At 61.3% G+C, this 2,213-nt stretch carries 5 protein-coding genes; all 5 read right to left on the reverse strand.

Going from position 1 to position 2,213, the window contains the following annotated elements:
• A partial coding sequence (locus GSQ76_RS08695) for a transposase (RefSeq protein ID WP_158743523.1) occupies positions 1-249 on the reverse strand: 249 nt, incomplete at its 3' end.
• On the reverse strand, positions 249-1,007 hold the full coding sequence (locus tag GSQ76_RS08700) for an IS66 family transposase zinc-finger binding domain-containing protein (protein ID WP_158743524.1): 759 nt from the start codon (positions 1,005-1,007) through the stop codon (positions 249-251). The genes GSQ76_RS08700 and GSQ76_RS08695, both read right to left, overlap by 1 nt.
• A gap of 60 nt (positions 1,008-1,067) precedes the next feature.
• Positions 1,068-1,421, reverse strand: a complete 354-nt coding sequence (gene tnpB / locus GSQ76_RS08705) for an IS66 family insertion sequence element accessory protein TnpB (RefSeq protein WP_158743525.1) — start codon at positions 1,419-1,421, stop codon at positions 1,068-1,070.
• A complete protein-coding gene (gene tnpA / locus GSQ76_RS32595; RefSeq protein WP_158743526.1) occupies positions 1,418-1,951 on the reverse strand; it encodes an IS66-like element accessory protein TnpA in 534 nt (177 codons plus the stop codon). Before tnpA ends, tnpB begins: the two co-directional genes overlap by 4 nt.
• A 54-nt stretch (positions 1,952-2,005) precedes the next feature.
• A partial coding sequence (locus tag GSQ76_RS08715; RefSeq protein ID WP_216850964.1) for a hypothetical protein occupies positions 2,006-2,213 on the reverse strand: 208 nt, incomplete at its 5' end.

The following is a 2,213-nucleotide window of genomic DNA, read 5'->3' on the forward strand; positions in this document are numbered from 1 at the left end:
CTCTGCGTGGATACCCTTGCGATCCGGGGAGTAGCGATAGAACACGGCCGGCGGGACCGACGAACCCCATGGACGCTCGTCGCGAACGATCACCCACAGCCGCCCAGTCGCCGTCTTGCCCAGCCCTGGCGACAGCACCGGCACCGTCGTGTCGTCAGCATGAAACACCTCGCCTGCACGGATGTGGCGTCCGATCGCCTCAGCGAGCGGGGTAAGCAGGAACACCACCTTGCCCATCCAGTCGGCCATCAGCGCGCGATCGAGCTCCACCCCCTCGCGGGCGGAGCTGGTAAAGGTTCCGCTCGCGCAGCGAGTGGAATACCAGCGGAGGGATAGATCACGCTCTGACGGTGCAACGGCAGGTGGTCGCAAAATTTCGAGATGGCGATGTGCGCCAACAGACCGGGCCCCGGCAGCCCGCGCTCGATGGGCAGCGACGGCATTGGCGCTTGCACGAAGGTCTCGCAGGCGCGGCAACTCAGCTTGGGGCGGATATGCTTGACCACCTTAAAGCTGGCAGGAATGTATTCGAGCAACTCGCGTTCGTCCTGGCCGACGCGGCTGAACACAGTGCCGCCGCAACCGGGACAGGTGCAGGCCGGTTCGTGAGTAACGATCTCGCGCGGCAGGTGCTCAGGCAGTCTGGGACGGCTGCGCCGTCGCGCTCCTCGGCTCGTGGGCTTCTCATCATTCAGATTGGCCAGACCGGCGGGGTCGGTCATACCCGCGCGCGCCTCTTCCTCGGCAGCCTCCTCCTCGAGCTCGCCGATCAGCAGCTCCAACTGCTCAATATCGCGGTCGAGCTTCTCGGAGGAGCGGCCAAACCGCGTACGGCGCAGCACGGCCAACTGCATCTTCGACTTTTCGATGTGCAGCGTCTTGGCATGGATTTCGGCATCACGAGCGGTGATCTCGATATCTTTGCGGCCCAATTCAGCCTGAAGATCGGCGGCAAATTGCCGCAGGGCATCTGGATCGATCGGGAGAGGTTCGCTCGCCAGGGACATGGACCAAATCTACCGGAACCAGGCTGGGCAGTACAGCATTTTCAGCACAGCGACCTTCGGCTAGACTGCCACCGGCCTGCGCGGCATCTCCGGCGCCACCGTCCGCCGCCAGTCGATCGCCTCAATGAGAAGTGCCATTTGCGCGGGCGTCAGAAGCATTCCGCCGTCGACAATCGGAGGCCAAACAAATTTGCCGACTTCCAAGCGTTTGGCAAAAAGGCATAGACCGCTGCCATCATAGTAAAGGATCTTCAAATAATCCGCCCTCTTACTGCGGAAGATGAAAACATGGCCCGAGAAGGGATCAGCCGTCAGCACCTGTTCTACCTGAGCCGCAAGGCCATCAAAGCCATAGCGCATACTGACGGGACGACATGCCAGATAGACTTTCGTTCCAGCTGCCACCTGGATCATGATATACTCTTCAGAACGCCCCACACGCGCCTGAACGCTTGTTCATCAACGGAGGCATCCACACGCAACCTCGTCCCGCTTACCATATCAATCTCGATCATCCCGCTACGTTCACCACGGTCATGCCGGGCTATGTCGCCAAGCGATGCTGAGACATCCGTAGCCGACGGCATTTGACTTCCAGGAGGACCGAGAACACCGATCGGGATGAACGCTGCTGACGGGTTTACAGCCACATTTTTGGTTGCCGCTGACCGAGCGCGCCTGAGTTGCCCAGGACCCGCAGCCCCGTCCTGTCGTCGTGCCATTCGGCGCCATCTATGAATCAGACTGACGTGGATGCCGTGTTGGACTGCCAAGTCCAACGCTCGAACCCCAGGCACCAAGGATTCCTCAACCACGCGTGCACGAAACTCTGCGCTGTAGGCAGGTCGGCGCTCTGTGACGATCTCAATCCGGGATGCAGAAGCTGCGTCAGAAGCTGCCACTGTGGCAGCCTCTGCGACGAACACTCCGATGGCGTTTTCCATGTCCCAAGACAAGACGAAAGACACTCGCCGGGCAAGGTGGCCATCAGCAGACGCTTACTCCGCTGGCGCCTCTGACGGTGTCTCACCGATCCCGTCATGCAGCAGGATTTCCCAAGCTGGGCGGCGGTGGATCGCCGCGACCCCGGGCCGCTCCGGCCCATAGATCGTCTCGCAAAGGTGGATTGTCATCGGCTGCCTGGTGACGCTCATTGTGCATCGTAAGCGTTGCTCTGCGGCCGCCTTCCACGGAGCATGCGGGTAT

It is taken from the genome of Acidisphaera sp. L21 (genome assembly GCF_009765685.1).
In the GTDB taxonomy this organism is placed as follows: Bacteria; Pseudomonadota; Alphaproteobacteria; order Acetobacterales; family Acetobacteraceae; genus LMUY01.